Here is a 21,774-nt window from a genome sequence, read left to right as displayed (position 1 = left end):
TTCGTCAAAGAGCGGGTGGGGGAATGGCGGCAGGTTTGTCGCAGTCCGAAAAAGCGAAAGTGAGCCCAGCCATGCGCCGTTTCCCAGCAGCAGGTTCGAGTATTGCCACGGTTCTGGCGCTGATCCTGAGCCTTCCCGCGGCGGCGCAGGAGCCGACGATCGAGGAAATCACCGAAGCCTGGCTGGCCTCGCCGCATGCCGATGGCAGTTCGGGGGCGTTCACCCATTGGGACGAGGACGGGGAGATCCCGGGGACCTGCGCGGTCTGCCACTCGACCACGGGGGTGACCGATTACCTGAGCGGGCCGATGTCGCCCGTGGGCCGGATCGATCATGCGGTGGCGCTGGGGGAGGTCGTCGAATGTTCGGCCTGTCATAGCGACGCGGCCGAGGCGCTGGTCTCGGTCCCGTTCCAGTCGGGGGCGATGATCGACACCTTCGGCAGCTCGGCCGTTTGCGCGGTCTGCCACCAGGGGCGGGCGTCGACGGTGAGCGTGGCGAATGCGGTCAACGGGATGGACGAGGATGCGGTGTCGGCCGATCTTCAGTTCATCAACGTGCATTATGCGCCGTCGGCGGCGACCCTGATGGGATCGGCTGTGCGGGGCGGGTTCGAATACGAGGGGCAGGCGTATAACGGCCCCTTCACCCATGTGCCGCAATTCGCGCAATGCGTCGATTGCCACCGGCCCCATTCGCTGGAGGTGGTGAGCATCGACAATTGCTCCACCTGCCACCAGGGGGTCGACGAGTTCACCGACATCCGGTTCTCGCGGGTGGATTTCGACGGGGATGGCGATGTGGCCGAGGGGATCGCCGATCCGATCGCGACGCTGCATGACCGGCTGGGCGAGGCGATCGGGCTTTATGCGGCCGACGTGGCCGGGACGCCGATCATCTATGCGGATGCCTATCCCTACTTCTTCATCGACACGGATGGGGATGGCGCCGTCTCGGACGGGGAGGCCGCGTTCCCGAACCGGTATCAGACCTGGACGCCGCGGCTGCTGCAGGCGGCCTACAATTACCAGTTCGTCGAGAAGGACAGCGCGGCCCATATCCACAACCCGCATTACGCGCTGCAGCTGCTCCATGACAGCCTGAGCAGCCTGTCCGAGCAGGTCGAGGTCGATATGGAGGGGCTTGTGCGCCCCTGATCCCGGGATGCGGCCCGCCTGCCGGACGTTGCGCCCTTTGCTTCGATGGCGCGGATTGTTGGAGACCGACCGACACGCCGCGTCGCGCGATATTGGCCCAGACGTCAAGCACTTGGCCCAGAGCGAACCGTTGACGCATTGGGTGCCAAGGTCGGTAAGGCGGGAAAGGTAGACTTATGGGTTTCCAAGCCAAACGGCCGCTTTTGGTATGGAGTGACATGGCTGCCGCACAACGGATTAGCATGGATTTCTCTTATCCGCTGCAGCATCGCTGGGCGGAAGGTCGACGACGACCGGGGGTACAGAAGCCAGAAAGGCGCTGACTTCCTCTTGCAGTTCCCGGAGCGCTGGTTGCTCCAGCGGCAGATGCGAGCCGTTTGGCAGTTCGCGCAGCCGCTTGTCACCCTCGACACGATCGTAGGCCGGTTTGCTCAGCACCGTTGGGGTCCAGAGGTCGGCACCGGGATGGACGAGAAGCAAGGGACAGCGCAGCCGGATACTGGTCGCCTTTCGGGCATGTATCATACGGAAAAAACGCGACGGCACCCGAAGTCGTCCCAGCAATGGATCGGTCGAGAAGTAGCCGCGTAATGCGGGATCGGCTGTCATCTTGCGCATTGGCGCGATGAGCCAGAGGGGCATGGCCAAGCGGTCGACACTCCTGGGCATCAAACGAAAGCCGATCAGCGTTGCCAGGCCCAGCCAGGGCCAACGCGCGGCGCGAATGAAAATGCCGGGTCTGCCCATATCGAGAAGCGTCGTGGCAACCACACCTGACACGTTGCGCGACGCCTCTGCGGCGAATGCCGCCGTCATTCCCCCCAAGGAGAGGCCCATCAGGACGACGGGGCCTGCGCATCCGTCCGCCAGGTCGGCGACAATGGCAGGCCATTCTTCATAATCCCAGCGGAAGCCATTTGCTGGTTTTGTCAGACCATACCCTGGAAGGTCGGGAGCAAGCACACGCCATCCCAGTTCTGCGGCAAAGGCTGCAAAGGGGGCAAGGATACGGCCATTTCCGCCCGCACCATGGACGAGGATCAGCGTGCCTTTCTTGGGACCTTCGGGCCGCCACTCATCAATGTGGACCTCGTGACCGCGGATCGACGTCCAGGTTTCAACAGGTTCGCGTTCGAAATGAATATCGAAGCGATCGGCAAGAATCTCGCGGTACCGCGACCATGACAGGGAGCCTTCGTAAGTGTTCATCATATCGTTCCTTCGTTTCGATACTGATGATATTGAGTATTTACTCGGATTTTTTACTCGGGTTCGGAGATCATCAGATGACCGCAGCAGGTCGGCGCCAAGCCATTGTCCGCAAACCAAAACAAGGCCGCTCAAAGGCGACCGTCGCAGCAATTCAGGAGGCTGCGGCTCAGATTCTCGCCAGGGAGGGTTGGGATGGGTTCAATACAAACATCGTCGCGAAACGCGCCGGCGTCTCCATCGGGTCGCTCTATGAATACTTTCCGAACAAGCAAGCGCTGGTCGATGCGATTGCGGATGATCACCTGTCAAAGGGTGAGGCACTGATGTCTGCCGCATCCTCTTCCTTTGCCCAAGCGTCCAAGCCGGACGATGTCGTGCGAGTGCTCGTGGACGGCATCGTCACGCTCCACAAAGACGATCCTCAACTCCATCGGGTGCTGTCATCCGAGGTGCCGATCTCACCGAATATCCGCGAACGCGTCGACAAGCTGCGTGACGCAGCAATCGAAGGCATCGCCGGTTCCCTGAAACGCCATGTCGGTCAGAACCGTGTTGCTGCCCAGCTGCTTTTTGACGTTGCTGACGCGGCTGTTCACCGATGGTTCATTGAAGACGATGGTACATTCGCAGAGCCGCATCGCCTTGCGGACCAGCTTCAGCACATGATGTGCGCGTATATAGATGGCATCGAGAAGCGCTCTTGACCTCGGCTTGTCATGCGGCCCGCCGCAAACGCAGGTTCTTCGCGTCCGACGAGCGATGATCCGACCCAGCAATTGTTGTCGCGCCGCAGCCTGTCGAAGGAGACATGGGTCGCAACTGCGCAAGCCGTGGTGCGGAAACGTCAACGGAACGAGATCGCCGGTCTTTCGTCTGTTGGTGCCATTGAGCGGCCGTCGGCCAGGAACACCTTCGCTTTGCCTTAGCCTCACCAGGGTCGCTGCGTGAGATCCCTATCAGCCAGTCAAGACGCCCAGGAGCATCAGACTTGTCCAGATAATGAGAACCCCCACCAGAACCTGGATCGACGGAAACGCCAGCGCCATGGCGCCCATCCTGTCGGCAGATGCGAAGGCCATTGTGCGGGCGGCGACGCTGGATAAAGCGACGAGGGATGTTAGAGCGGCAGTGCCGAGGCCCATCGTGATCACCGCCAGCGCTCCGGCAAGCTGAATATCCATCTGCCAGGCGATGACCAGAAGGAAGATGGCGCCGGTGCAGGGGCGGATGGCGATACTGACGATCAGTGCCATCGCGTCGCGCCAGGATGAGACCTTGGCGGCTTCCTCAGGTGAGGGTCCGTGTGAGTGGCAGCTGCAGTCGCCATGGGCGTGGGCATGGGCATGGGCGACGCGGTGTCGAGGGGCGACCTGCCGTGAAAGAGCCCGGGCGCCCCGCCATACGAGCACCACGCCGACCGAGGCGATGGCGATGTAGCTGGCCGGTGCCAGGTACTCCTCGGCCAGGACGGTCATCTGGCGGGCGGATACTTCGAGGAGGAAGAAGCCGCCATAGACGAGGACGATGGCCCAGACGGCCTGGGCGAGGCTGGATGCCAGGGCCAGCCCCGAAAGGCGCCCCGCCGAAACCGACGAGCCGAGGCCCACACCGCCGATGAGGTATTTGCCGTGCCCCGGGCCGACGGCATGGACGAACCCGTAGGCCGCCGCGGCTGCCAGAAGCGCCGCGATGGCGCCGGGTGCACCGCTTTGCAGATCTCTCACAGCGCCGGCGATGTCGTTCTGGAAGGCGCGTTGCTGTTCGACGGCCCATCGCGCCACACCCGAGAAATCGATGCTCAGGAGGATTGTCCCAAGCAGCGTGGCGATCAGCAGAAGAACGATCAGGATGCGCATGTGACCATGATCCTGTCTGCGAAGAGGGCGCCCACGTTTGCGATCCCGGGCGTTTCCTCCCGACCAAGAGCTGCGAGCGTGGCGCGAAGCTCTTCGGGTTGGTCATTGGGATCGTTTGGGATCACGGTTGCGCTGCACGGGTCTGCGGCGCCGATGAGCTGCGGCGGGTTGGTGACGGAGAAGGCAAAAAAGTAGGTGGATTCGTAGAAGGCGACCTCTGCCGGGCGGCCCGCAAGCTTCACAGGCTCTTCGAGGGGGCGCGTGAAGGTGATCAGAAGGCGGCCATCGACCATTCGCGCATCGAGACCTTCCGGCCATGCGAGCGGAACCGGCTCGCCTTCGATGGAGAGATGGGCCGAGCCGTCGAAATCGTCTGGCCAGTCGCTGAGCCGCCTGACAAGCTCAAGCCGGTCCGCTTCATCGAGACCGCCCGCATCGTTGAGGCTTAGCTCAAGGACCGAGAGCGTGTAGAGCGTCTCGAATTCGTCATAGAGCCACGTGACTTTCAGAGCTTCGATCTGCTGATCGTTCCCGAAGACGAAATCAACGCCGCCATCCACGAAGACATGAGGATGAGACAGGGCAGGTCCGGCCGCGAGAACCGCCGCCACGGCAAGGGCGGCTGCGCGCAGGGGGCGTATCGGACCGCACCGCTTCAAGCGGCCACCTCGGGCGAACCCGTTGTCGCCTTGAGGGCATGCAACTGAGGAAGTGCGGCCATCAGAACCTCTGGCGCCGTCTCCCGCGCGGGACCGCCCACAATCAGGACGAGCCGGGTCTCGCCGATGCCATCCGGCCAGCCATCCAGCAGCCGGGGTGGGCTGGTCACAGGCCCGACCACATGGACCGAACGCGGCGCGCCCGGATACCCGGCCAGTTCGACCAGTCCCTTCATGCGCAACAGGTCCGGACCGAAGGTTGTCTGGAGCTCTGTGATCGCGTCGTCCAATCCCTTGGGATCGACCGGCCCGGTCGCCGAGAAACAGTAAGCCGTCGCGGTATCCCCATGGCGGTTCACATCGTGATGATGGTCATGGGCCGCGTGATCGAACCGAAGCCATGCGCGTACATCGGGCGGCTTGCCTGCCGGATCGAACGCCGCTAGGGAAAACGCCGTCTCTGCCGTGACCTGACCGGCATCGAGGATCCGGGCATTCGGGTTTAGCAGGGTCAACATCGTTTCCAGCCTGAGAGCATCGCTTTGCGTGTCGGCGCCGCCATCCAGGTCGCTCTTGGTGACGACCAGAAGATCAGCCAGCGCAATCTGGCGGCGCGCCTCTTCGAACCGGTCTATGGCGTACGGTCCGTTGACTGCGTCGACAAGGGTCACCACACCGTTCAGCACGAATCTGCTGAGCATGTAGCGGTTCGTCATGAAGGTCTGAAGCACCGGCGCCGGATCCGCGATCCCGGTCGTCTCGATGATCACACGGTCGAAGGAGGGCCCGGTGCCAAGCTCGGCCTGCTCAAGGAGGTGCAACAGCGTCAGGCGCACGTCCCCGGCGCTGGTGCAGCAAAGACAGCCCGTCGACATGGCGAAGGCCCGTTCATCGCCCGGCGCGATCAGGCCACCGTCGATGCCCACTTCGCCGAATTCGTTGACGATGATGGCGCTGTCGCCAAAACCCGGTTCGCCGATCAGCCTGTTCAAGAGGGTGGTCTTCCCGGCGCCGAGAAACCCGGTGAGGATGGTCACGGGGATCCGCGTCATGACCGGATCCGCGACGTTGCAAGCGGGTGGTTCCGGCCCCAGATCGCCGCGGCATCCTTGGCGACGAGACGCTCTTCGATCCGATCCAGTTCCTTGAGCGCGTTTGCTGTGTTGCCCACCCGTGCCATCGCGCGATCGAAGGTCCGGCGGACGGAACGAGGCCGCCAGGGCAGCATGGCCGAGGCGAGCCAGATCCGAAGTTCGGCGGGCAGCCGGTCGAATTCGCGCATGGGGTCTTCGGCCCTGCGTTTGAGCTTAAGGCTCGTCTGGCCGCGATTGCCGGGCATCAATCGACCTCGTCGAGGTCGAAGACGGGATCAAGCACCAGGACGAGACGGGTCTCGCCCGTGCCTTCGATCGGAGGCGACCGGTGCAACAGCCCCGACGGTGGCTCGCCCGGCCAGAGCGTGCCGCGCAGCAGGATCGGCGCGCCGGTCGGAACAGTGGCGACCTGCTGCGGATCGGCGCCGTCCGTCGACGGCCCGTACTGCGTTCCGGTCCCGCGATAGGTACAGACCAGCCGCGCCGTGACTGCATCGACATGGAACCTGCGGCACGCATTCGTCGCTACGGCAGTCAGCCGCAATTGCAGATACCTGGCATCCATCAGCCCGGCGAAGATATCGGCCAGGGCAGCGATGTCGGCGATCAGCCTGTCCCGCTCCGGCGCATCCGGCAGTCCGGATAGCTGGCAGAGCTGGAGGACGGTCTGGCGCACGGCATCAGGTTGCAGGATCACACGCCCGTCCGGCAATTGCCCGGGGTCCAGAGCGTCGATCCAACGTTGGAAGCCCGGCATTGCCTGCCGCCGCCAGATCGCAGCGGCGCAGCCGGGATTGCAGATTGCGGAGAGGCCCTTGGGCGCGTCGGTCACGGTCACGCCGATGGCGGCCTCTGGACGGCTTTGCTCGGCCAGGCTCATTCGGCCGCCTCGGCGCGGCGCCAGGCAGGGAAGGGGTCCGGCAAGTCGGGCAAGGTATCCGGCCCCGCGGCCAGAGCCTGTGGCATGAGCGCCGCATCGAGGCGCGCTTTCAGAGCGGGCCAGTCGATGCCCGCGCCGATAAAGACGATCTCCTGCCGTCGGTCGCCCCATGGTTCCTGCCAGTTGGATCGCATATAGGCACGGGCGCTTTCGTGATCGGGCCAGCGGTCTTTCGGGACGGAAGCCCACCAGGTGCCCAGCGGCTTGACGGACGACAACGCGCCCGCCAGCGAAAACTCGGCCACCCAATCGGGGCGCGTGGCGATCCAGAAATGCCCTTTGGCGCGGATCACGCCCGGCATGTCCCCATCCAGCACCGCCATGATCTTTTCCGGGACAAAGGGGCGCCTGGCCCGGTAGACATAGCTCGTGACGCCATACTCCTCGGTCTCGGGGACGTGGTCGGCGAAACCGTAAAGCTCCTTGGCCCACATCGGATGCTCATGCGCCTTCTCGAAATCGAAGAGGCCCGTGCTGAGGATCTTGTCCGCCGGGACATTGGACTGGTTCGTCTCGATGATCGCGGCATCGGCGTTCAGGCTGCGGATGATCTTGCGGGCCGCGTCGACCTTGTCGGGCCCGGCATCGTCGACCTTGTTCAGGATGACGACGTCGGCGAATTCGATCTGGTCGGTCAGCAGGTGAACGAGCGTCCGTTCATCGTCCTCGCCCAGGGTTTCGCCATGATCGCTGAGGAAATCGTGGCTGGAATAGTCCCGCATCAGGTTCACGGCGTCGACCACCGTGACCATCGTGTCGAGCCGGGCGACGTCCGACAGGCTCTCGCCGTTTTCATCCCTGAATTCGAAGGTCGCGGCGACGGGCAGGGGCTCTGAAATGCCTGTCGATTCGATCAGCAGGTAGTCGAAACGGCCCTCTGCTGCCAGACGGCGCACCTCGGCCAGAAGGTCGTCGCGCAGGGTGCAGCAGATGCAGCCGTTCGACATTTCGACGAGGGTCTCGTCGGTGCGGCTCAACTCGGTATCGGCGCGCACGAGATCGGCGTCGATGTTCACCTCGGACATATCGTTGACGATCACCGCGACGCGCCGCCCCTCGCGGTTATTGAGCACACGGTTCAGGAGCGTCGTCTTGCCGGCCCCGAGGAAGCCGGAAAGGACGGTGACGGGAAGGCGTGGGTCGGTCATGCTGCAACCTCTTGCTGGAGCGGTTGGACGAAATCGGGAAAGACAAGCGATGCGTGGCACCCGATACCGGCCTGGGTTCCATCGGCGATCGCGAAGTTCACGTTGGGGGCGGGCCGTGCGAGATCTCCGGCGGCGAAGACGCCCGGAACCGAGGTTTGACCCATCGGGCCGACCTGCACGTAAGGCCCCATCGGCCCATCGGCGAGGGCGCAGCCCAGATGCTCCGCCGGGGTTTCCGCGATCGACGCGGTCGGGCCAAGGAAGAGAGCCGCGACCGCCATCGGAGCGCCATCCGACAAGGTAAGCGCCAGGCCCGTCGCATCAGATCTCACGGCTTTGACGTTGCGCGGATCCACCTTGACCCCAACCTTGGTCAAAGCATCAGCATCGAAGCCGCCCATCCCAGCGGTCAAAAGCGTGACGGCCTCACTCCAGTCGGCGCGCAGGAGTTGTGCCTGATGCGCCGCCATGGGTCCGGTTGCCAGCACGGCCAGCGGGCGATCCCGCACTTCGTAACCGTGGCAATAGGGGCAGTGCAGGACCGTGCGCCCCCAGTTCTCGGCCAGTCCTGGAATGTCGGGCAGAATGTCCCGAACGCCGTGCGCGAGCACGATCCGGCGGGCAGAGACCCGATCGCCGCCATCTGTCTCGACCGAGAACGCGTCCTGCCTGCCGTCCACCTGGACCACGCGGTCTGCCTGGATCTGCACGCTGGGATAAGCCGCAAGATCGGAGCGGAAGCGCCCAAGGATCTCGCCCGGCGGGGTGCCATCCCATCCCGGGACGCCATGCGCCGCTGGCGAGAACCGATTTCGCGGCGCACCTGCGTCAAACACGAGCGTCCGACGGCTGGCGCGGCCAAGCTGCAAGGCCGCCGTCAGCCCCGCGAAGCTGCCGCCAATGATCGCGACGTCATAGGGTCCGTCGTTCATCTCACGACCCCAACGCTTGGGCGAGCGTTGTCGGGTTGTGGCGCATCATGTCGAGATAGGTGGGCGCCGGGCCATCCGGACCGGATAGGGCGCCGGGATAGAGCGTGCCGCCGATCGTGGCCCCGGTCTCGTCCGCGATCTGCTCCAGAAGACGGCTGTCAGCGATGTTTTCCACGAAAACGGCGGAGATGTTGTGCTCCCGGATCTCTTCGATCAGCCGGGCGACCTCCTGCGCGGAGGCCTCGGAGTCCGTGCTCAGACCCTGCGGGGCGAGGAAGGTCAGGCCGTAGTCGCGCCCGAAATACTGGAACGCGTCATGGGAGGTGACGATGGTCCGGCGGCTTGCCGGAAGATCCGCGACAATCTCGCGGATCTCGGCATCGAGTGCCTCGATCTCGGCCACATAGCTGGCCCGATTCTGATAGAAGGTACCCGCATTGTCCGGGTCGGCCTGGGCGAGGGCTGCCGTTATGGTGTCGACATAGACAACCGCATTCTCGAGGCTCTGCCAGGCATGGGGGTCGAAGGCCCCGTGGTGATGGTGGTCGTGACCCGCTTCGGCATGGTGATCGTGATGGTCATCGTGGTCATGGGTCGCAGCTTCCACCGCTTCCTCATGATCGTGGTCATCGTGATCATGGCTCTCCGCTTCGGTGTGCTCCTCATGGTCGTCCTCATAGGCGATCGGCTCGACAGCCTCCGCCGCGACCACCCTCGCGCCATTGAAATCGGAGGCGTCGATCAGGCGGTCCAGCCAGCCTTCGAAATCCAGGCCGTTCACCACGAGGACCTCCGCCTCGCTCACCGCCCGGGCGGCTGCCGGGGTCGGCTGATAGACATGCGCGTCTCCGTCCGGCCCCACCAGCGTCGTGACCGCAACGTGATCGCCGCCGATCCGTTCGACCATATCGCCAAGGATCGAGAAGGTCGCGACCACGGCAAGCGGTTCATTGGTCTCGGCGATGGCGGGTGCGGCCAGCGACAGCGCTGCGACAAGAGCTGTCGCGGATTTGAGGAGTGTTCTGCGGCTTTGCATTCAAGAGGTCCTTTCAGGCTTCGAAGTGGCGGCGCGGGAAGGCCCGCGCCGCAAGTCCGCCGACCGGTCCGAGGATCAGCGACAGCCCGTAGGCGATACCCGCCACCAGGATGATCGCCGGGCCGGAGGGCAGGCTGTAATGGTAGGAAAGCAGGAGCCCGGTCAGGCTGGCGAACATGGCAACGGCGATGGCCGTCGCGATCAACCCGCCGATGCCGACGGCCCAGAACCGCGCGGCGGCCGCCGGCAGGATCATGATGCCGACCGCCATAAGCGTGCCGAGGGCATGGAACCCGCCCACGAGGTTCAGCACCACGAGCGTCAGGAAGGTGAAATGCGTCACCGCACTCAGCCGGCTGACCGAGCGCAGAAAGCCCGGATCGGCGCATTCCAGAGCCAGCGGCCGAAAGAACAGCGCGAGCGTCAGGACAGACAGGCTGGCGATAGAGCAGAGCAGGATCAGCGCCGCATCATCAAGCGCCAGGACGGTGCCGAACAGCACGTGCATCAGATCCACATTGCTGCCGCGTGTCGATACAATCAGAACGCCCAAAGCCAGCGAGATCAGGTAGAAGGCTGCAAGGCTCGCATCCTCCCGCAGGCTGGTCATGCGGGTCACGAACCCCGAAAGAAGGGCCACGACCATTCCGGCCACCAGCCCTCCGATGGTCATGGCGCCAAGCGACAGGCCCGAGATCAGGTAACCGACCGCGGCGCCCGGCAGGATCGCATGGGCCATCGCGTCCCCGGTCAGGCTCATCCGGCGCAGCATCAGAAAGACGCCGACCGGCGTCGCGCCGACCGAGATCGCGACGCATCCGAGGAGGGCCCGCCGCATGAAGCCGAAATCGGCGAAGGGCTGGATGACGAGGTCCCAGATCATGCGGCACTCCGTCCGCAGATATGGGGCGGGCCCGCACAGGCCTCGCACATCTGCCGGGCGCGGAACCGGTTTTCGGCGGTCAGGACCTGCGCGGTTGGTCCGTGCGTCACCATTTCACGGGCCAGCATCAGCGTGGTCGGGAAATGCGACCGGACGACATCTTCGTCATGCAGGACGGCCAGGATTGTGCGCCCTTCGCCGTGCCAGTTGCGGACCACGCCAATGAGGTCTGCCGTGGTCCGGGCGTCCACGGCAGTGAACGGCTCGTCCAGCAGCACCAGCCGGGCATCCTGCAGCAGGAGACGAGCGAAGAGCGTCCGTTGCATCTGACCGCCCGAGAGCGATCCGATGGGCCGGTTTTCAAACCCGTCGAGGCCGACCGCCGCGATGGCGTCCCGAACGGACCTGCGGTCGCTGCGCCGAAGCTGTCCGAAGGCGCCGGTTCTTCGCCAGAGCCCCATCGCCACCAGATCCATCACCGAGAGCGGGAACGTGCGATCGATCTCGGATTGCTGGGGCAGATAGGCGATGTCCGCCCGCGCGAGTGTTCCGAAGGAAACCCGCCCCTCCAATGGCGCAAGGGCGCCGGTTACCCCTTTAAGCAGCGTCGATTTTCCCGCGCCATTCGGGCCGACGATGGCCGTCAGGCTTCCCTCATCGATGCGGGTCTCAAGATGGTGGACCGCCGGATGCCGGTCATAGCCAAGCGTGAGGTCCTTGAAGGCAACGGCGTAGGTCATAGGCCCCCCGGAGAGGAGGTGGCCCAAAAGAACGCCGCCCAGAGTGCGGCGACGATCAGCGCCGCGCCAGCCAGTCGCGGCCCGGCTCCGAGCAGAAGCAATCCCAAACGATGCCTGTTCATACCTGTGCTTGCCTCGTGCAGTCTGCGCAGGTGCCGTGAACCTCGATCACGTGACGCTTCACGGCAAAGCCCGATTGGCCCGTGATGGCGGACAGGTCAGCGACAAGTTCAGGCGCAACGCTTTCCTGGACCACTCCACACCCATCACAGATCGAGAGGACGGCTGCGTCATGGCGGTGATCACATCGGCAGGCGATGAAGGCGTTCAGCGATTCCAACCGGTGGACCCGACCGCGCTCGGTCAACGCGGCGAGCGCCCGATAGATGGTCGGCGGAGCAAGTTTCGGAGTGGTCTCCCGAAGACGGTCAAGGACGTCATACGCAGACATGGGTCCCAGATGATGCCGCAGGACACCAAGCACTCGCGCCTGCATCTCATCTCCTCGCCTGCTCATCAGTCCCTCACAACACCCAACGAGAATCACGTTATGTTATAACATAACAAAAATGACAAGACGGCCGTGAGCAAGCGGGTGAGCGACATTAACCAGGCCTCACGGCTCTTGTCGCTGCGGGGCAGCGAGGAGCGGTCGGCCCTCTTCCAAGTATCAGCATTGAGCACGCCGGGTTCTCGAGCCGCTTTCTCAAAAGAGCTGCCTGATGCGGGCTAACCTGACGCGTCAATTTCGGGCTGACGATGTGGGTCGGGAGCGGCGAATTGGTCCGTTTTCCTCTCTGTCGCGAGGCTGGCCGTGAGAAGGTGAGATCGAATGGCGTTCAAACGAAGACGTATCGAAGCTTCTGCGTGAGAGTGAGTTGAAGCTGACCGAAGGGACTGACGTGGCATCGGCGTGTCGGGATTGGCGACGCGACGTACTACACTTGGCGATTGTGGGATGGGACGCTTGCGGTTGTCAGAGCGGAAGAATGAAGTGAGAGAACGCTCGGCTGAAGAAGATCGTGGCAGAGCTTGAACTGAACAGGCCCGTTCCCAAGGAAGGACCGAACCATCTTAGAGCCCAGTCTCTGACCACAGAGGAGCTGCGTCAGGCCGTCATTTACATAGGCCAGAAGCTCGCAACGTCCGCGTGAAGGACGTGCGGGGTGATGGGAGTGGCGCGTCGCTCCCCACAGTATCGCCCAGCCCCGAGAGATGACGCCGCGCCGCGATTGGTTGATAGTCGGCGACGTGCTGCCCCTCCGGGCCAATAAGAAGCGGAGACGCAGGCAATACTGCGGCGCCGTCCCGTGTTCTGACAGGTGCCTGTGCCCTCGCAGAGCCGTTGATCGGGGATGGGCTCGTGCGCGCACCAAACATCCGTCGGCGGCCTTCATTTCCTTTCACGCACCGATTCTGCCCCCTGTTCTCAGGTCGATTGGGAAGATGTGTCCCCTTCGCAGGCGATGTCATAGACCACTATGCCGTCGGCCCCGCCAACACACATCTCGACCAGACGGGCGCTCAGTCTGACGTGTTTCGGGTGGCGTTCATATGCCAGATGAGCCTCTCGGTCGCGGAAGAGGATGACGAAACCGTCTTTGTGCTCGGGTGTCTTGCTCTCGAAGTCGAGGTTCGGACCATGGTGGTATTGAAGCATTCCATCGACCTCCCCCTTCAGCGTGCCGAGGTCGCGCAGCACTTCCTTGCGTTCGGCTTCTGCATATCGGTCGGCAAACTGCAAAAACACGCAATGCAAGAGCATTGGTTACCTCCTTGTCGGCTCGATCAGGAACGCTCTGAAATCGTTTACGTTGGTTAGGGTCGGGCCGGTGACGATCTGATCCCCGAGGCGGGCGAAGAAGGTGTGGCTGTCATGTGTGTTCAGCGCCTCGGCCGGATCGGCACCAAGCTTCTTTGCCTTGGCGAGGGTGGACGGGCTGATACAGGCGCCGGCCACCTCGGCGGCGCCGTCGACCCCGTCCGTGTCGCAGGCGATGGCATGGATGCCGTCTGCCCCGTCAAGAGCAATCGCGGCGGCCAGGGCGAATTCGGCGTTCGGCCCGCCTATGCCGCGGTCGCGGCCGGAGACGGTGCATTCCCCGCCAGAGAGCAGAAGAACCGGCGCCTCTCCGACAGTCATTCCGGCCTGGATCCCTCGGGCGGTTTCGACCTGCGTCGCCGCCAGTTCCCGCGCTTCCCCTTCAAGCGCATCCCCCAGGATGCGGACCGCGACCCCCCGATCCCGCGCAAGCCTGGCGGCGGCCTCAAGTGATTTAGACGGGGCGGCAACGACGATGTTCGTCGTGCTTTCCAACTCTTGGGCGCCCGGAGAGATCACGCCTGTTTCGCGGCTGAGATGCTCTGTCACGCTATCGGGCATATCGATCTTGAACTCCTCAAGGATCTGCCGGGCATCAGCCGATGTCGAGGTTTCGCCGACCGTCGGGCCGGATGCAATCGAAGCCGGGTCATCCCCTGGCACATCCGAGATCAGAAGGCTGAAAACCGTCGCCGGATAGGCCGCTGCCGAAAGCTGGCCGCCTTTCACCTCGCTGAGGTGCTTTCGCACAATGTTCATCCGATCGATCGGTGCGCCGGACCGGAGGAGCGCCTCGGTCACGGCTTGTTTTTCATCCAGCGTGATGTCGCTGGCGGGCGCGGTCAAAAGCGCCGATCCCCCGCCGGAGATCAGGGCCAGCACGAGGTCGCCTGCCCCCGTGCTGCCAAGCAGTTTCAGCATGCGTTGCGTTGCATCGGCGCCGGCCTGATCCGGGACGGGATGCGCCGCCTCGATGATCTCGATCCCTGCGGTCGGGCGCCGATAGCCATATCGGGTGATGACCAGACCCTCGCAGGGCCCCCAGACCGATTCCACCGCTTCGGCCATGCGGGCTGACGCCTTGCCCGCGCCGACGACAACGATGCGGCCGTCGGGTTTCGGCGGAAGGGCGGCCGGAACCACGCGCATCGGATCGGCAACGGCAACGGCCTCATCGAATAACTGCCGCAAAAAGGTGGATGGCTCGGGAAAGCTCATGTGAGGCTCGACTGGCGCAAGACAATCTCCAATTCAAGTGGCTGATTTGGTTTGGGGGAATATCGTCGTCCATCTGCTCAAGAAGAGGAGTGGCGCCCGTCCGGCCAAATCGCGCGACATCGCCACGGCGGGGCCTGATAGTCAGGTCTGGGACATCTTGTTCATGCATGGATCGCAGCGCACGCCCATGGACGGACGCGGCGAATTCGGTAAGGAAGGGGTTTCATGGATGTTCCGGTTCGTTCCTTGCTGCGTGGATCATGTAGCGGGTCTTATTCTCAGGTTTCATCGCTTGAGTTGGCTCACTCCTGCATCTCTTTTGGCTGAGCGCTGTGCTGGCGATCCAGCGCGCGTTGCAAAAACCTTGCGTAGATCCCCCGCCAACCTTGCTGAGGGGTCGACAGGAACCAGCTTTTTCGCAGATCCCAGCCAACGTTCAAATGATGCTCGGGCAGGTGGCCAATCTCCGGCCAGATCCCACCGCCCGGATAGACGGTCAGCTCGCCAAACCAGACCTTTCGCCCGTCCGTCAGAAGATCGACCCGCATGTAGTCGAAATGCGCGCCAAGGCGCCGCGCAATGTCGAGCGCCATCGGGGCGGTTTCAGGCAAGGGCCCCATATCTCGCGGGCTGCCATCGCGTGGCTTCAATTCAGACCTGCGGAAGCCCCCCGCACCGTCCGGTTCCCAATAGCAGCGGCGCGGGCTGCCAAAGCGATCCTTCAAGCAAAGCAAGTAAACGATATCTGGGCCGACCGTATGGATTTTCATGTCGGTCAACGGTGCGCCACCGCCGATCATCTCTTCGACGAAAACCCTTCGCGGGATCCCGAAATAGCCCCACTCGTGGTAGCGCCTGGCATGGTCTTTTCCCAGGTTGCTTCGCGCATTTTCCACGACCTCGGCATATCCAGGCACACCGTCGCGGACGAAGATGTTGGCACCCGAGCCGTGGTTTGTTTTCACGACACAGGTGTCGCCAAGAAGGGGTTGCGGCAGTTGTCCGGGATCCGTTCCCTGCCAGAGAACTTGAGGGATCTCGACATCGGTCACTGCCTGCCGGACCCAATCCTTGGCGGCAAGTTTGTCGGATACCGTGATGAAGCGGGGATCGTGGTCAAAGACCCTGCGCCAAAGGCCTTTGTCCTCGGCACAAAGGGGAAATGCAGGGCTTGGGCGCTGGCCGTTCCTCCTCAATCCTCTGGCAAGACGCCGAAACTGGAAGCGGTGTTCCCGCGCGATCCACCGATCGACAGCCGCAAAGGTCAGGCGTTCGGCGTGAGTGAGGCGGAAATGGCTCAGCGCTTCCGGCCCCGCGTCCCCGTTTGCCGGGATCGCTGAGAGATCGTCGAATGCCTTGACGATTTGTTGTGATGCGGCCGGCGCTGCATTCGAAGGCGTCCTGAATGGTCTTGTACCCCATGAAACGTGCCAACAACCGACCGACCGCGCAAGATAAGGGAATCTGGCCGCATTGGACGGATGCCGGGATTAACGGCTGGAGGCGCTAGAGGCCCGGGCATCGCCATTCTGACCGCCGCGAAGACGGCGCCCGTAGCGGCCTGGAGGCAACACGACCAAGCGCGGGTCGAGCATGTCCCGCAGGCCGTCTCCGAGTATGTTCAGGCTCAGGACGAGGCTGAAGATGGCGAGGCCGGGGAGTGTCGTGATCCAGGGCGCGTCGAGCAGGTGAGCGCGCCCCTCGCTCAGCATCGCCCCCCAGCTGGCGCCTCCGGGCGGCAGACCGACCCCAAGAAAGGTCAAGCCCGCCTCGGAGATCACGGCATGGGCGAAGATAAACGTGGCCTGCACCGCCACCAGCCCGAGCGCTTGCGGCAGGATATGCCAGATGACCACCCGGATCGGGCTGCATCCGAGCGCCTCGGCAGACAGAACGAACTCCCTGTTGCGCAGGCTGAGCACACTGGCATGGACAACCCGGGCGACGCGAGGAACGAAAACGAAGGTCAGGGCGAGGATGACGTTGAGGAGGCTCGATCCCAGGGCCGCGATTAGAGCGAGGGCAAGGACAATCTCTGGAAAGGCCAGCATCCCGTCGACGATACGCATCAGAAGATCGCCTGCCCGCCCAAGGTATCCGCCGAGAAGTCCAAGAATGACACCAAGGCTGCAGGATAGGGCCACAACCGCCGCTCCGACGCCCATGCTCACCCGCGCCCCGAAGAGCAGGCGAGAGGCGACGTCACGCCCCAGATGGTCGGATCCCAGCAGATATTCCCCGTCCAGGCTTGGGGGCTGCAGCCGGTCGGCCACCGATATGAAGGCGGGATCATGCGGCGTGATCAAGGGAGCGAGGATTGCGGCGAGCGCCACCAGGCCGACAAGGGACAGGCAGATGAGGTTTGCCGGTGAACGCATATAGCAGAGCAGACTTCGTGACCCGCGTGTTCTGCTACGCATGGCGGATCCGCGGGTCGATCAGGGCGTAGGTAATGTCGACCAACAGGTTCACGAGCGCGACAAACACGGCGATCACGAGGACGGTCCCCTGGATCATCGGGAAGTCCCGACCGAGGACGGATTCGATCAGCAGGCGGCCGATCCCGGGAATGGCAAAGACCGTTTCCGTGACGACCGAGCCGCCGACCATCAGGGCGACGGCGACCCCAACCACCCCCAGCGTCGGAACGAGCGAATTGCGCAATGCGTGACCGACAATGACAGACCGCTGGCGAAGGCCTTTCGCGCGGGCGGTCCGAAGATAGTCTGCCCCCATCTCCTCCAACAGGTTGGCGCGCGCGATGCGGGCGATGACGCCGGCATGGCTGGCGCCCAGCGTAATGGAGGGAAGAACGAGGTATCGCCAGGCGTCGCCTGGATCTTCGAACAGGCTGACGTAGCCGGCAGCAGGGAAGATGCCCCAATAAAGCGAGAGCAGAAGGACAAGCAGCAGGCCGAGCCAGAAGTTGGGGAGAGCTGCCGCGGTAAGCGCCGCCACCATGGCCGCGAAATCGACCGCGCTTCCGCGATAGAGCGCGGCGATCACGCCAAGAGGGATGCCGATAGCGATGGCCAGAAGCGCCGATGTCGCGGTCAGGATGAGTGTCGGCTCCACCCTCTGCAGAATGACCGTTCTGACATCGCTGCCATTGAAGTACGAAGTCCCTAGATCCCCCGATAGCAGGTCAGAGATCCAGGTCAGGTATCTGACGGGTAGGGACCGGTCCAAGCCCAGCTCGCGATTGAGTTCCGCAACCTGCTCGGCCGTTCTGTCTTCGCCAAGTATGACCGCTGCCGGCGATCCCGGGATCACGTTGGTCACGAAGAAGACGATCGTCACGACAATGAGCATCGTCAGGAGAGCGCCCGTCAGCCGTCGGATCAGGAAGGCGCTCATCCCAGGCCCCGAAGCGATCCGGCTTTAGCGGTCGACACCAACGTTCCAGAAGAATGGCTCTGGCATGTTTGCGTAGCCGGTCACGGAATCGCCGGCGATGTGATGCTCGAAGTAATCGCCGATTTTGATGACGGCTGCGTCCTCATAGTAGAGGCGTTGTATGCGGTCCCAGATCAACTTTGCCTTGGCTTCCGGTGCGGTCAGGAGTTCTGCCACAAGCGCATCGCGGTCGGCATTCTCCCACCATCCTGTCCAGGTCGCCTGCAGATGGGAGTGCAGAATGGGGTGGCTGCGGTAGGTGTGCTCGCTGATCATGAGATCCCAGGCGGATTTCGTGTCGAGCGTTTCCTCATGCGCAGCGGCGTCCCGCACCTCCAGTTCCACGACCAGACCCGCGCGTTCCAACTGCTGCTCCAGCACCAGACCCACGTTGTATTTCGACTGGTCCCCGCTCGACAGGGCCAGGCGGATCGGCTCCCCGGCATAGCCCGCGGCTTCTGCAAGCGTCCGCGCCAGATCCGGATCGCACAGGTTGTAGAGATCGGATCCCGCATCGCTCCACCACGCGGTTTCCTTCCAGGTCAGGCTGGGATCCGCCCGCCAGAATGCGGCACCACCGTAGACGGGCAGCACGTCCTCGACGCATATGGCCGCCTGAACCGCCCGGCGCAGCCCGGGATCGGACATCGGGCCACCGGATTTGTTCGGGATCAGCGTGGTCATGCGCGGCGCGCCGAGCGACGATACGACGTCCGGGTTGGTCTGGTATCGATCGTAGCTGTCCGGATCGATGTCGAGCGCCACGTCGAAGTCGCCGGTTTCCACGCCGATCCGCCGCACTGACAGCTCCGGTACGAAGACGAAGCGCAGGGTGTCGGCAAGTGCCACCCTCCGGCCGGTATAGCCGTCCGCAGGTGCATCGACCGGCGCGTAGGCATCGAACCGCTCCAGCCGGATTTCCTGACCGTCGCGCCAATCGACGAAACGGTAGGGGCCCGTTCCGATGTAGTCGGTGATCCTGTCATCGCCCGCTGCCTCGATCACCTCTGCCGGGTAGATGAAAGGCCCGGCTCGCCAAGTACTTAGCGCCGTGACGACGAAGTTCGCCGGGGCGTTCAGCCGCAATTCGACCGTGGAGCGATCGGTGGCTTCGACCGCCGACACATAGGGCGCAAGCGTCCGCCCGAACGAGCTTCGCCTGAGCCAGCGGTCAAGCGAGGCGACGACGTCTTCCGCCGCCAGTTCATCGCCGTTGTGGAAAGGAACGCCTTGTCGGATGGCGAAAGTGTAGGTCAGGCCGTCCGCGCTTCGGTCCACGCTTTCGGCGAGGACGGGGTGGGGCGTGAAGGTGCTGTCGAAGGCAAACAGGCCCTCGTTGATGTGGGCAGCGACATTGCGAACCGTGTTGGTCGATGTGACATGAAGGTCCAGCGTTGGCGGCTGGGCTTTCATTGCCAACTTGAGCTCGGTCTCTGCAGAGGCGGAGCCGGTCGCAGTCAGCGCGATCGCGACGGCGTATCCGAACAAGCGGAGTGCGCGTGTCTTTCCCATTCCGATCCCCCAAATCGCTGGTCCGCAGACCTTGGCTTGGCCGGAACCGATATCAAACGCTGGCGGCTACGGAACAAACCCTGCGATCGGCTGTCAAGGCTGATGCCGCTGCTGACCGGGCGCGAAGCTCCTACGGACCGGCCTCCGATCCCGACCGCCTCCAGGCGGGCCGGGCCGCCACGGACCTTAACCGGATGTTAGAGGCGCGGACGGCGGACGATACGGTGCGTCGGGGAAGGGGGCGGCGACTCACCAGTTAATGCGGGAAAACCAAGGCAAATCGGCCCTGCGGCATCCGGGCGGCAAATGGTCGGCATAACGTCGGAGGGGGAGCGGCGGATTTGCAGGGGTAATGCGGCGTTCTGCTGCGGTGCAGCGCAACGGTTTGGACAATGGGTGGAGTGGTGGGGATTGTTTCGGGCCGGGATGGCGGACCGTATCGCCCACCCTGCGATGGGTGGATGTCGAACGCGGGGAAACCCCTCCCTACCCAGATATCCAGAGGTTTTGCACGGCGTCGATTTCCGACGGGACGATGCCGTGGCCGGGGCCGGGGAGGATGTCGGTCTGGACCTTTGCGCCGAGGGTGGTGAGGACCTCGGCACTGCGGTGGACGCGGGCCAGCGGGATGTGGGGATCCTGTTCGTGGCAGCCGATGAAGACGTCGAGACCGGTGAGGTCGGTGCCGTAGTCGAAGCGCTTGTCGATGTGGCCGTAGAGGGCTTCGGTGGGGGTGCCGTCCGCATCGCCGGTGCCGACGAGGCCGCCGGAGAGGCCGATGGCCGAATGCAGGCCGGGGCGGCGGGCGGCGTAGTCGAGGGCGAGGCAGGCGCCCTGGCTGAAGCCGAGAATTGCGATCCGGTCTTTCCTAAAGCCGTCGGCCTCTAGGGTGGCGACGGCCTGGTCGATGGCCGCCACGCCCCGGTCGAGCCATGGGGCCATCTGGGCGTGCGGCGCCAGAAACGAGGTGGGCCACCAGGAGTTCCCCGGCGCTTCGGGCGCGATATAGGCGATGTCGCTGAGGCCGAGGGCCGACGCGAGACCGAGGATGTCCCGCGCCGAGCTGCCGCGGCCATGGAGCAGGATCGCTCCCAGCCGCGTGCTGGTGCCGCGCCGTTGCATCAGGCGGCGATCGGCGGCAGAGCCGCTTCGATGCGGTCGCGCATGCCCTCGTATTTCTCGGGCAGCTTCAGCGCCTCGCCCAGATGCTCGAGCGGCTCGTCCCGGGTGAAGCCCGGCGGGTCGGTCGCGATCTCGAACAGCACACCGCCCGGTTCGCGGAAGTAGATCGCGTTGAAGTACTGCCGGTCGATGACGGGCGTGACCTGGTAGCCTTCGCTCAGGAGCTTTTCGCGCCAGGCGAGCTGGGTCTCGTCATCCTCGGCCCGGAAGGCGACGTGGTGGATGGTGCCCGCGCCCGAGTGACCGCGCGATTGGGTGCGGACGAGGTCGAGCACCGCGCCGCGGGCGTCGCCTGGGGCGCGGAGGCGGAGGCGTTCGCGGCCATCCGATTGCTCGTGGCCGACCTCTTCGTAGCCGAGGATGTCGGTCATCAGGCGCTGGGTGGGCTCGAGGTCCGCTTCGGCGAGCGTGACGGAGTGGAAGCCGCCTTCGGCGGGGGAACCGGCGCCCGCGACCTCGACCAGTTCGACCGCTGCGCCGTCGGGGTCGCGCAGCGTGGCGACGCGGGCGCCGAAGCGTTCCTGCGGGGTCTCGACGGTGATGCCGGCCTCGCGGACCTGGCGGGTCCAGTCGTCGAAGTCGCCGGTGGCATAGGCATAGGCCTCGGCCATGCCGGCACCGGGCGCGCCCGGGCCTGCGCCCACGAAGGGGAAGAAGGTCAGGATCGTGCCGGGATCGGCGGTGTGGTTGCCGTAATAGAGGTGGTAGGTGCCGGGATCGTCGAAATTGACGGTCTTCTTCACCAGCCTCTGGCCGAGGACCTTGGTGAAGAAATCGACATTGGCCTGGGGCGGGCCGGAGATGGCTGTCACGTGGTGCAGGCCGGGAAGCGCTGTCTTGGTCATGGGGATCTCCTTTCAGGGCAGGAGATAGCGTTCGGAGAGGGCTTAACAAAGATGCACGGCGGCACCGGATTGGTGCGTGAGTGCACGGATTGCGGCGGGCTGGGGCTTCTGGGAGAGTGGCCGCGACAGCAAGGGGAGGGGG

At 64.1% G+C, this 21,774-nt stretch carries 22 protein-coding genes; 2 read left to right on the top strand and 20 right to left on the bottom strand.

The window, feature by feature from the left end; genetic code table 11:
* Positions 1-71 precede the first annotated feature (71 nt).
* On the top strand, positions 72-1,157 hold the full coding sequence (locus tag AADZ90_RS16950; RefSeq protein ID WP_367311220.1) for a polyheme membrane-associated cytochrome C: 1,086 nt from the start codon (positions 72-74) through the stop codon (positions 1,155-1,157).
* A gap of 237 nt (positions 1,158-1,394) precedes the next feature.
* Here AADZ90_RS16950 and AADZ90_RS16945 read toward each other — a convergent pair whose 3' ends face one another.
* A complete protein-coding gene (locus AADZ90_RS16945; protein ID WP_367311221.1) occupies positions 1,395-2,366 on the bottom strand; it encodes an alpha/beta hydrolase in 972 nt (323 codons plus the stop codon).
* A 77-nt stretch (positions 2,367-2,443) separates the two neighbouring features.
* Here AADZ90_RS16945 and AADZ90_RS16940 point away from each other — a divergent pair, with 77 nt between their 5' ends.
* Positions 2,444-3,073 (top strand): TetR/AcrR family transcriptional regulator, encoded by a 630-nt coding sequence (locus AADZ90_RS16940; RefSeq protein WP_367311222.1) that lies wholly within the window; start codon positions 2,444-2,446, stop codon positions 3,071-3,073.
* A gap of 252 nt (positions 3,074-3,325) precedes the next feature.
* Here AADZ90_RS16940 and AADZ90_RS16935 read toward each other — a convergent pair whose 3' ends face one another.
* The 19 genes from AADZ90_RS16935 to AADZ90_RS16845 form a co-directional block, all read right to left on the bottom strand.
* Complete coding sequence (locus tag AADZ90_RS16935; RefSeq protein WP_367311223.1) at positions 3,326-4,225, bottom strand: nickel/cobalt transporter; 900 nt, start codon at positions 4,223-4,225, stop codon at positions 3,326-3,328.
* Positions 4,213-4,836, bottom strand: coding sequence for a DUF1007 family protein (locus AADZ90_RS16930; RefSeq protein WP_367311224.1), 624 nt, complete (start codon positions 4,834-4,836; stop codon positions 4,213-4,215). Before AADZ90_RS16930 ends, AADZ90_RS16935 begins: the two co-directional genes overlap by 13 nt.
* A 44-nt stretch (positions 4,837-4,880) precedes the next feature.
* Positions 4,881-5,936: a CobW family GTP-binding protein gene (locus tag AADZ90_RS16925; RefSeq protein ID WP_367311225.1), complete on the bottom strand. Its 1,056-nt coding sequence runs from the start codon at positions 5,934-5,936 to the stop codon at positions 4,881-4,883.
* A complete protein-coding gene (locus tag AADZ90_RS16920) occupies positions 5,933-6,223 on the bottom strand; it encodes a DUF6525 family protein (RefSeq protein WP_367311226.1) in 291 nt (96 codons plus the stop codon). Before AADZ90_RS16920 ends, AADZ90_RS16925 begins: the two co-directional genes overlap by 4 nt.
* On the bottom strand, positions 6,223-6,858 hold the full coding sequence (locus AADZ90_RS16915; RefSeq protein ID WP_367311227.1) for a DUF1826 domain-containing protein: 636 nt from the start codon (positions 6,856-6,858) through the stop codon (positions 6,223-6,225). The genes AADZ90_RS16920 and AADZ90_RS16915 overlap by 1 nt, the downstream gene beginning before the upstream one ends.
* The gene (locus AADZ90_RS16910) at positions 6,855-8,066 is read right to left on the bottom strand and encodes a GTP-binding protein (protein ID WP_367311228.1); all 1,212 of its coding nucleotides are present in this window, start codon (positions 8,064-8,066) and stop codon (positions 6,855-6,857) included. The genes AADZ90_RS16915 and AADZ90_RS16910 overlap by 4 nt, the downstream gene beginning before the upstream one ends.
* Positions 8,063-8,998: an NAD(P)/FAD-dependent oxidoreductase gene (locus AADZ90_RS16905; protein ID WP_367311229.1), complete on the bottom strand. Its 936-nt coding sequence runs from the start codon at positions 8,996-8,998 to the stop codon at positions 8,063-8,065. Before AADZ90_RS16905 ends, AADZ90_RS16910 begins: the two co-directional genes overlap by 4 nt.
* A gap of 1 nt (position 8,999) precedes the next feature.
* Positions 9,000-10,034 (bottom strand): metal ABC transporter substrate-binding protein, encoded by a 1,035-nt coding sequence (locus tag AADZ90_RS16900; protein ID WP_367311230.1) that lies wholly within the window; start codon positions 10,032-10,034, stop codon positions 9,000-9,002.
* Between the two features lie 13 nt (positions 10,035-10,047).
* Positions 10,048-10,917: a metal ABC transporter permease gene (locus AADZ90_RS16895; protein WP_367311231.1), complete on the bottom strand. Its 870-nt coding sequence runs from the start codon at positions 10,915-10,917 to the stop codon at positions 10,048-10,050.
* Positions 10,914-11,657: a zinc ABC transporter ATP-binding protein AztA gene (aztA, locus tag AADZ90_RS16890; RefSeq protein ID WP_367311232.1), complete on the bottom strand. Its 744-nt coding sequence runs from the start codon at positions 11,655-11,657 to the stop codon at positions 10,914-10,916. The genes AADZ90_RS16895 and aztA overlap by 4 nt, the downstream gene beginning before the upstream one ends.
* Positions 11,658-11,775: 118 nt before the next feature.
* Positions 11,776-12,174, bottom strand: coding sequence for a transcriptional repressor (locus AADZ90_RS16885; RefSeq protein ID WP_411997071.1), 399 nt, complete (start codon positions 12,172-12,174; stop codon positions 11,776-11,778).
* 912 nt (positions 12,175-13,086) lie between these two features.
* On the bottom strand, positions 13,087-13,422 hold the full coding sequence (locus AADZ90_RS16880) for a Dabb family protein (protein WP_367311234.1): 336 nt from the start codon (positions 13,420-13,422) through the stop codon (positions 13,087-13,089).
* 3 nt (positions 13,423-13,425) lie between these two features.
* Entirely contained in the window at positions 13,426-14,697 is a 1,272-nt protein-coding gene (locus AADZ90_RS16875) for a glycerate kinase type-2 family protein (RefSeq protein WP_367311235.1), read from the bottom strand.
* A 302-nt stretch (positions 14,698-14,999) separates the two neighbouring features.
* On the bottom strand, positions 15,000-15,893 hold the full coding sequence (locus AADZ90_RS16870; protein ID WP_367311236.1) for an ATP-grasp fold amidoligase family protein: 894 nt from the start codon (positions 15,891-15,893) through the stop codon (positions 15,000-15,002).
* A 294-nt stretch (positions 15,894-16,187) separates the two neighbouring features.
* The gene (locus tag AADZ90_RS16865) at positions 16,188-17,075 is read right to left on the bottom strand and encodes an ABC transporter permease (RefSeq protein WP_367311237.1); all 888 of its coding nucleotides are present in this window, start codon (positions 17,073-17,075) and stop codon (positions 16,188-16,190) included.
* A gap of 34 nt (positions 17,076-17,109) precedes the next feature.
* Positions 17,110-18,054: an ABC transporter permease gene (locus AADZ90_RS16860; RefSeq protein ID WP_367311238.1), complete on the bottom strand. Its 945-nt coding sequence runs from the start codon at positions 18,052-18,054 to the stop codon at positions 17,110-17,112.
* 24 nt (positions 18,055-18,078) lie between these two features.
* Positions 18,079-19,605, bottom strand: coding sequence for an ABC transporter substrate-binding protein (locus AADZ90_RS16855; RefSeq protein WP_367311239.1), 1,527 nt, complete (start codon positions 19,603-19,605; stop codon positions 18,079-18,081).
* 486 nt (positions 19,606-20,091) lie between these two features.
* A complete protein-coding gene (locus AADZ90_RS16850; protein ID WP_367311240.1) occupies positions 20,092-20,727 on the bottom strand; it encodes an alpha/beta hydrolase in 636 nt (211 codons plus the stop codon).
* Positions 20,727-21,632, bottom strand: a complete 906-nt coding sequence (locus tag AADZ90_RS16845) for a ring-cleaving dioxygenase (protein WP_367311241.1) — start codon at positions 21,630-21,632, stop codon at positions 20,727-20,729. The genes AADZ90_RS16850 and AADZ90_RS16845 overlap by 1 nt, the downstream gene beginning before the upstream one ends.
* Positions 21,633-21,774 lie beyond the last annotated feature (142 nt).

Origin of the sequence: Aestuariibius violaceus (genome assembly GCF_040779325.2) — a bacterium.
Lineage (GTDB): Bacteria > Pseudomonadota > Alphaproteobacteria > Rhodobacterales > Rhodobacteraceae > Aestuariibius > Aestuariibius violaceus.
The sequence above is the reverse complement of the archived record's forward strand: the minus strand, read 5'-3'. Positions and strand labels throughout refer to the sequence as shown.

Bases quoted from the DNA above. Each gene is read 5' to 3' on its own strand.
- AADZ90_RS16910 (WP_367311228.1), bottom strand. From the start codon at position 8,066: ATGACCGACCCACGCCTTCCCGTCACCGTCCTTTCCGGCTTCCTCGGG.
- AADZ90_RS16945 (WP_367311221.1), bottom strand. From the start codon at position 2,366: ATGAACACTTACGAAGGCTCCCTGTCATGGTCGCGGTACCGCGAGATT.
- AADZ90_RS16925 (WP_367311225.1), bottom strand. From the start codon at position 5,936: ATGACGCGGATCCCCGTGACCATCCTCACCGGGTTTCTCGGCGCCGGG.
- AADZ90_RS16920 (WP_367311226.1), bottom strand. From the start codon at position 6,223: ATGCCCGGCAATCGCGGCCAGACGAGCCTTAAGCTCAAACGCAGGGCC.
- aztA (WP_367311232.1), bottom strand. From the start codon at position 11,657: ATGACCTACGCCGTTGCCTTCAAGGACCTCACGCTTGGCTATGACCGG.
- AADZ90_RS16875 (WP_367311235.1), bottom strand. From the start codon at position 14,697: ATGAGCTTTCCCGAGCCATCCACCTTTTTGCGGCAGTTATTCGATGAG.
- AADZ90_RS16905 (WP_367311229.1), bottom strand. From the start codon at position 8,998: ATGAACGACGGACCCTATGACGTCGCGATCATTGGCGGCAGCTTCGCG.
- AADZ90_RS16880 (WP_367311234.1), bottom strand. From the start codon at position 13,422: ATGCTCTTGCATTGCGTGTTTTTGCAGTTTGCCGACCGATATGCAGAA.
- AADZ90_RS16895 (WP_367311231.1), bottom strand. From the start codon at position 10,917: ATGATCTGGGACCTCGTCATCCAGCCCTTCGCCGATTTCGGCTTCATG.
- AADZ90_RS16855 (WP_367311239.1), bottom strand. From the start codon at position 19,605: ATGGGAAAGACACGCGCACTCCGCTTGTTCGGATACGCCGTCGCGATC.
- AADZ90_RS16900 (WP_367311230.1), bottom strand. From the start codon at position 10,034: ATGCAAAGCCGCAGAACACTCCTCAAATCCGCGACAGCTCTTGTCGCA.
- AADZ90_RS16850 (WP_367311240.1), bottom strand. From the start codon at position 20,727: ATGCAACGGCGCGGCACCAGCACGCGGCTGGGAGCGATCCTGCTCCAT.
- AADZ90_RS16915 (WP_367311227.1), bottom strand. From the start codon at position 6,858: ATGAGCCTGGCCGAGCAAAGCCGTCCAGAGGCCGCCATCGGCGTGACC.
- AADZ90_RS16885 (WP_411997071.1), bottom strand. From the start codon at position 12,174: ATGAGCAGGCGAGGAGATGAGATGCAGGCGCGAGTGCTTGGTGTCCTG.
- AADZ90_RS16940 (WP_367311222.1), top strand. From the start codon at position 2,444: ATGACCGCAGCAGGTCGGCGCCAAGCCATTGTCCGCAAACCAAAACAA.
- AADZ90_RS16865 (WP_367311237.1), bottom strand. From the start codon at position 17,075: ATGCGTTCACCGGCAAACCTCATCTGCCTGTCCCTTGTCGGCCTGGTG.
- AADZ90_RS16860 (WP_367311238.1), bottom strand. From the start codon at position 18,054: ATGAGCGCCTTCCTGATCCGACGGCTGACGGGCGCTCTCCTGACGATG.
- AADZ90_RS16845 (WP_367311241.1), bottom strand. From the start codon at position 21,632: ATGACCAAGACAGCGCTTCCCGGCCTGCACCACGTGACAGCCATCTCC.
- AADZ90_RS16950 (WP_367311220.1), top strand. From the start codon at position 72: ATGCGCCGTTTCCCAGCAGCAGGTTCGAGTATTGCCACGGTTCTGGCG.
- AADZ90_RS16935 (WP_367311223.1), bottom strand. From the start codon at position 4,225: ATGCGCATCCTGATCGTTCTTCTGCTGATCGCCACGCTGCTTGGGACA.